Annotated in this window: 7 protein-coding genes; 4 read left to right on the forward strand and 3 right to left on the reverse strand. The window is 65.6% G+C overall.

Annotation, left to right across the window (positions count from 1 at the left end; all coding sequences use genetic code 11):
• Position 1: 1 nt before the first annotated feature.
• Complete coding sequence (locus JNN06_RS06350) at positions 2–1,222, reverse strand: NRAMP family divalent metal transporter (protein WP_291238753.1); 1,221 nt, start codon at positions 1,220–1,222, stop codon at positions 2–4.
• Between the two features lie 253 nt (positions 1,223–1,475).
• On the opposite strand from JNN06_RS06350, the gene JNN06_RS06355 reads away from it, so the two are divergent.
• The 4 genes from JNN06_RS06355 (at position 1,476) to JNN06_RS06370 (ending at position 5,283) form a co-directional block, all read left to right on the forward strand.
• Entirely contained in the window at positions 1,476–2,126 is a 651-nt protein-coding gene (locus JNN06_RS06355) for a GntR family transcriptional regulator (protein ID WP_291238754.1), read from the forward strand.
• Between the two features lie 10 nt (positions 2,127–2,136).
• Positions 2,137–3,024, forward strand: coding sequence for a LysR substrate-binding domain-containing protein (locus JNN06_RS06360; protein WP_291238755.1), 888 nt, complete (start codon positions 2,137–2,139; stop codon positions 3,022–3,024).
• Between the two features lie 155 nt (positions 3,025–3,179).
• On the forward strand, positions 3,180–4,586 hold the full coding sequence (gene aspA, locus JNN06_RS06365) for an aspartate ammonia-lyase (RefSeq protein ID WP_291238756.1): 1,407 nt from the start codon (positions 3,180–3,182) through the stop codon (positions 4,584–4,586).
• A gap of 79 nt (positions 4,587–4,665) precedes the next feature.
• On the forward strand, positions 4,666–5,283 hold the full coding sequence (locus tag JNN06_RS06370; protein ID WP_291238757.1) for a glutathione S-transferase family protein: 618 nt from the start codon (positions 4,666–4,668) through the stop codon (positions 5,281–5,283).
• Here the strand turns inward: JNN06_RS06370 and rlmH are convergent.
• Both rlmH and rsfS read right to left on the reverse strand, forming a co-directional pair.
• Entirely contained in the window at positions 5,280–5,750 is a 471-nt protein-coding gene (rlmH, locus tag JNN06_RS06375) for a 23S rRNA (pseudouridine(1915)-N(3))-methyltransferase RlmH (protein WP_291238758.1), read from the reverse strand. The two genes, JNN06_RS06370 and rlmH, sit on opposite strands and share 4 nt — an antisense overlap.
• 3 nt (positions 5,751–5,753) lie before the next feature.
• Positions 5,754–6,016: ribosome silencing factor (gene rsfS / locus JNN06_RS06380; protein WP_291238759.1), on the reverse strand; the 263-nt coding region annotated here is incomplete at its 5' end.

Raw genomic sequence — 6,016 nt, forward strand, 5'->3', positions numbered from 1 at the left:
CTCAGCTGCCCAGGAAGGCGAAAATCGTGCCGACCGATTTCACCCCCATATACCAGGTCAGCGCACAGGTCAGCGCGCCGAGGATCAGCAGCGGGCGATTGTAGCGATGCCCGCCCATCAGATCGGACCGGGCAAAGCCGATATAGATGAACAGGGTCAGGCCGATCGGCAGGATCAGGCCGTTGAAACCACCGGCAAAGACCAAGAGCGCGGCGGGCGCGGTGCCAAGCCCCAGATAGATCACCAGCGACACGGCGATGAAGGCCACGGTGGCGATATTGCGCGCCCGGTCATCCATGATGCGGAACACGGTGAAAAAACTGACCGAGGTATAGGCCGCCCCTACCACCGAGGTGATGGCCGCCGCCCACAGGACAAGGCCGAACACCCGCAGCCCCAGATCGCCCGCCGCCGCCAAAAAGGCCTGCGCCGCCGGGTTCGCCGCCTTGCCCGACAGATCGAGCGAAACGCCCGAGGCCACGACGCCCAGAATGGCCAGAAACAGCACAAAGCGCATGACGCCGGTGACGGCAATCCCGCTCAGTGCTGCGCGCGAGGCGGCGGCCAGATTGGCCTCGCCCGCCAGCCCCTTGTCCAGCAGGCGATGCGCCCCGGCATAGGTGATATAGCCGCCGACAGTGCCGCCGATGATGGTGGTGATGGCGGCAAAGTCGATGGTGGCGGGCAGCACGCTTTGCCGCAGCGCCTCGCCCACCGGCGGGTTCGACACCAGCGCCACGAACAGCGTCAGCCCGATCATCACCAGACCCAGCACGATGATCAGCCGGTCGACCAGCAGGCCCGCGCGGCTGGAGAGGAAAATGCCGATGGCCACCAGCGCCGACAGCGCCCCGCCGACCTTCGGGTCCAGCCCGGTCATGGCGTTGAGGCCAAGCCCGGTGCCCGCAATATTGCCGATGTTGAACACCAGCCCGCCAAAGATCACCAGCACGGCCAGCAGATAGCCTGCACCGGGGATGGCGGCATTGGCGGTTTCGGCAGCGCGCCGCCCGGTCAGCACGGTGATGCGCCAGATGTTCAGCTGCACCACGAAATCCACCAGCACCGATACCAGAATGGCAAAGGCGAAGGCGGCGCCAAGTTTGGCGGTGAAGGTGGCGGTCTGGGTGATGAAGCCCGGCCCGATCGCCGAGGTCGCCATCAGGAAAATGGCGCCCAGAAAGGCGCCGCGGGTCACGGCAGTCGGGGTGGGGTCTGGCATCGGGGCGCTCCGGGCTGTGGCGGGGTAGGGGTTACATGACGGAACTGTGAATTCTGCATGGTGATCCGTCAACAATTTTTGAACGATATGCATTAAATTGTTGAACAATACCGCAAGTAACTGAATTTGCTAGGCCGAACAGCGGCGCGTGGCAGCCTTGGGCCGCGGCAGCGGTCCGGCAGGGCCGCGAATCAGCGCATCTTGTGTCTGCCTGCCCGCTCGGCGATGATGGCGCGAGAATGCGGGAGGCGGCATGAACGAGGCGCAGGGCTTGGGCGAAAGCCTCACCGAACAGGTGGCGGCACAGCTGCGCGAGCAGGTGACGGGCGGTTTGCTGACGCCGGGGCAGCGCCTGTCCGAGGTGCGGCTGGCCGCCGATCTGGCGATTTCGCGCAACACGCTGCGCGAGGTGTTCCGGCTGCTGACGCGCGAGGGCCTGCTGCGGCACGAGCCGAACCGGGGGGTCTTCGTGGCGGTGCCCTCCATGGCCTCGATCCTCGATATTTACCGGGTGCGCCGGATGATCGAGCTGCCCGCGCTGGCGCAGGCCTGGCCGCGCCATCCGGCAGTGGCGCAGATGCAGGCGGCGGTGCGGCTGGCAGAGGATGCCGGTCAGGATTGGCGGGTAATCGGCAGCGCCAATATGGAATTCCACGCCGCCATCGTGGCCCTGACCGACAGCCCGCGCCTCATGGGCTTTTTCGCGCAGGTGGCGGCAGAGCTGCGGCTGGCCTTCGGTCTGCTGGACAGCCCCGAATTGCTGCACGCGCCCTATGTGGGCCGCAATGCCGAGATCCTGTCCCTGTTGCAGGCAGGCCGCCCGGCCGAGGCGGCGGCGGCGCTGGAGACCTATCTGGGCGAGTCCGAGCGCACCGTGCTGGCAGCCTTTGCCCGGCTGGGCTGAAGGGGGCGCCATGGATTTCAAATGGTTGGAAGATTTTCTGGCGATCTGCGACACGCACAGCTTTTCGCGCGCCGCCGATCTGCGCGGGGTGACGCAAAGCGCCTTTTCGCGCCGCATCCGCGCGCTGGAGGATTGGATGGGTGCGGAACTGGTGAACCGCGACAGCTTTCCGGTGACGCTGACGCCGGAGGGGCGCAGCTTTCGCGAAACGGCCGAGGAGGCGGTGCGGATGATCCATGCCCGCCGCGCCGAGTTCCGCCACCAGAAGGACAGTGGCCCGGTCATCGCGCTGGTGGCGCTGCACAGCCTGACGGTGACCTTCCTGCCGCATTGGCTCACGCAACTGCGCGAGGCGCTTGGCCCGGTGGCGACGCGGGTGAAACCCGAGAATTATGACCGCTGTCTGGAGGCGATCAGCGAGGGCGGCTATGATTTCTTCCTGACCTTCCACCACGATGCGGTGCCGACCCCGCTGGATGCGCGCAATTTTCCGCATCTGGTGGTGGGGCATGATGCGCTGGTCGCAGTGGCGCGGCCCAATCGCCCGGCACTTTGGGCCGCCGAGGGCGAGGCAATGCCGTTGCTGCAATATTCGCGCGGCTCGTTTCTGGGCCTGATGGCGGCGATTGCGCAAGCCCAGCCGGGCGCGCCCCGGGTCTATGTGGCCCATACCAATGAGGCCAGCATGGCCGAGGCGATGAAATCCATGGCGGTGGAGGGGCATGGTCTGTGCTGGCTGCCGCGCGGCATGGTGGCGGCAGAGTTGTCGGATGGCCGCCTGACGGTGGTCGGGCCAGAGCTGCCCTTGCAGATCCGTCTCTATCGCAATGCCGCGCGTGGGCGGGGCCTGACCAACAAGGTTTGGGCTGCGGCAGAGGTCTATTCCGTTTCGGAATAACCTTGCCGATATTGGCATTGGAAATGCCGCATCCTTGGGCATATCTACCCATCACGGGCCGCGAACAGGCCCCGAAACGCTCATGACATTCCAATCCTGCATGACCGCCGGGCGCTTTGCCTTTGTGCGGCCTGTGCCCTCACAAGGTGAGACAGATGAAACGGACCCGCAGCGAACATGACCTTCTGGGCGACCGCGACGTGCCGATGGCGGCCTATTGGGGCGTTCACACGCTGCGCGCGGTGGAAAACTTTGCCATCTCGGGGCAAACCATCGGGCAGGTGCCCGATCTGATCGCGGCTCTGGCTGCGATCAAGCAGGCCGCTGCCATGGCCAATGCCGATCTGGGCCTGCTGTCGCCGGTGCGCCGCGACGCCATCGTGGCCGCCTGCGAGGAAATCCGCGCCGGCAAGCTGCATGACCAGTTCATCGTCGACCAGATTCAGGGCGGCGCCGGCACCTCGACCAATATGAATGCCAATGAGGTGATCGCCAATCGCGCGCTGGAGATCATGGGCCGCAAGAAGGGCGAATACCGCCATCTGCACCCCAATGAGCATGTGAACCTCAGCCAATCCACCAATGATGTCTATCCTACCGCCTTGCGCCTTGCCGCCTGGGCCGGGATGCACCGGCTGATCGGCGCCATGGCCTCGCTGCGCGGTGCCTTTGCCGACAAGGCGACCGAATTTGCCGATGTGCTGAAAATGGGCCGCACCCAGCTTCAAGAAGCAGTGCCGATGACGCTGGGGCAGGAGTTCAACACCTATGCCATCATGCTGGGCGAGGATGAGGCCCGGCTGGCCGAGGCGGCGCAGCTGATCCGCGAGATCAACCTGGGCGCCACTGCCATCGGCACCGGCATCACCGCGCACCCGGAATATGCCGAGCGCGTGCGGGCGCGGCTGGCCGAGATCACCGGCATTCCGGTGGTGACCGCCGCCGATCTGGTGGAAGCCACGCAGGATTGCGGCGCTTTCGTGCAGGTTTCGGGCGTGCTGAAGCGGGTGGCGGTGAAGCTGTCGAAAACCTGCAATGACCTGCGCCTTTTGTCCTCTGGCCCCCGCGCAGGCTTCAACGAGATCAACCTGCCCGCCAAACAGGCTGGCAGCTCGATCATGCCGGGCAAGGTGAACCCGGTGATCCCGGAAGTGGTCAATCAGGTGGCCTTCGAGGTGATCGGCAATGACATGACCATCACCATGGCTGCCGAGGGCGGGCAATTGCAGCTGAACGCCTTCGAGCCGATCATCGCCTATTCGCTGTTCCGCTCGGTCAGCCATCTGATTGCGGCCTGCAAGACGCTGGAGGAAAACTGCGTGCGCGGCATTACCGCCAACCGCGAGGCGCTGCGCGCCACGGTGGAGCGTTCGATCGGCCTTGTAACGGCGCTGAACCCCTATATCGGCTATGCGGCGGCGACCGAAGTGGCGCTGGAGGCGCATCGCAGCGGCAAGGGGGTCTATGAGCTGGTGCTGGAAAAGGGCCTGATGAGCCAGACCCGTCTGGACCGCATCCTGCGCCCCGAGGAACTGACGCGCCCGCAAAAGATTGTGGCCTGACAACAGCTTGTCAAGGCTATCGCTTGCCAAGACCGCTCTGGAATGAAAAACTGCCCCCGACACAATCGGGGGCAGTTTCATGTCGGACATTTTGCTTTATGGCCATCCGGAGTCGGGCCATGCCTGCAAGGTGGCTTTGGCGCTGCGGCTGGCGGGGCTGCCGCATCGCACCGAATGGGTGGACATCTGGGCCGACCCGGCCAGCCGCCCGGCGGCGTTTCGGGCCGCCTCGCCCTTTGTCGAGGTGCCTTGCCTGATGATCGACGGTGTGGCGCATGTGCAATCCGGCGCGATCCTACTGGAAATTGCCAGCCGTTTCAAAGCCCTGGGGGGCGAGGCACCTGAGGGGCTGCGGCGCGGGCGCGAATTGCTGATGTGGGAGGCCAATCGCATCGGCATGTGCCTGCCGCAGTTGAAAGAGGCGCGGCGGGTGCAGGGCGCGGGCTTTCCGCCCGGCGCGGTGGCATGGCTGATGATGCGCTACAGCGCCGATGCGGCGCGCTTTGCCGTGCTGCTGGGGCAGGGGCCGTTCTTCCATGGCGCGGCGCCGGGCATCGGCGATTGCGCGATCTGGGGCTATACGCAATGGCTGGAGGCAGCCGGGGTCGAGCCGACCGAGGCGATGGCGGGCTGGCTGGCCCGCATGCGCGCCTTGCCGCAGATGGCGGCGCCCGAGGCGATGTTCCCGCGCACTTAGGCCCGGTGGTAGGGCGCGCCCGACAGGATGGCGCTGGCGCGATACAATTGCTCGGCCAGCATCACCCGCACCATCATATGCGGCCAGACCATCTTGCCGAAACTGATGGAGAAATCGGCCCGCGCCCGCAGCCCCGGCGCAATACCATCGGCGCCGCCGATCACAAAAGCCACATCCTGCCGCCCGCCATCACGCCATTTCGCCAGTTGATCGGCAAATTCGGGGCTGGAAAGCAGCCGCCCGCGTTCGTCCAGCGTGACCAGCAGCGCCCCGCCGGGAAGTGCGCGTTCCAGCAAGATGGCCTCGGCCTCCATGCCGCCGCCCTTCTTGTCCTCGACCTCATGCTCATGGAAAGGGCCGAGCGCCAAGGCCCGGCCCGTGCGGTCAAACCGCGTCACATAGTCGGAGATCAGCTCACGCTCGGGGCCGGCGCGCAGCCGCCCCACGGCGCAAAGATGCACCCGCATCGCTCAGTCCTGCTGCGTGCCGTATCCGGCCGGGCGCTGCTGATCGGCAGGCAGCCACATCTTTTCCAGCTGATAGAAATCGCGGACTTCCGGGCGGAACACATGCACGATGACATCGGCGCTGTCGATCAGCACCCAGTCGCCGGTTTCCTTGCCCTCGATCTTGCAATAGCGGCCAAAGGCCTCTTTCAGCCGGTCCATCAGCTTTTCAGAGATCGCCGCCACCTGACGCGACGACCGGCCCGAGCAGATCACCATGTAATCGG

Origin of the sequence: Gemmobacter sp. (assembly GCF_016792925.1) — a bacterium.
Taxonomy (GTDB): Bacteria; Pseudomonadota; Alphaproteobacteria; order Rhodobacterales; family Rhodobacteraceae; genus Gemmobacter.

What these genes read in the sequence shown, in the direction of transcription:
- JNN06_RS06350 (WP_291238753.1), bottom strand. Translation starts at nt 1,222, where the DNA reads ATGCCAGACCCCACCCCGACTGCCGTGACCCGCGGCGCCTTTCTGGGC.
- JNN06_RS06370 (WP_291238757.1), top strand. Translation starts at nt 4,666, where the DNA reads ATGTCGGACATTTTGCTTTATGGCCATCCGGAGTCGGGCCATGCCTGC.
- JNN06_RS06360 (WP_291238755.1), top strand. Translation starts at nt 2,137, where the DNA reads ATGGATTTCAAATGGTTGGAAGATTTTCTGGCGATCTGCGACACGCAC.
- rlmH (WP_291238758.1), bottom strand. Translation starts at nt 5,750, where the DNA reads ATGCGGGTGCATCTTTGCGCCGTGGGGCGGCTGCGCGCCGGCCCCGAG.
- JNN06_RS06355 (WP_291238754.1), top strand. Translation starts at nt 1,476, where the DNA reads ATGAACGAGGCGCAGGGCTTGGGCGAAAGCCTCACCGAACAGGTGGCG.
- aspA (WP_291238756.1), top strand. Translation starts at nt 3,180, where the DNA reads ATGAAACGGACCCGCAGCGAACATGACCTTCTGGGCGACCGCGACGTG.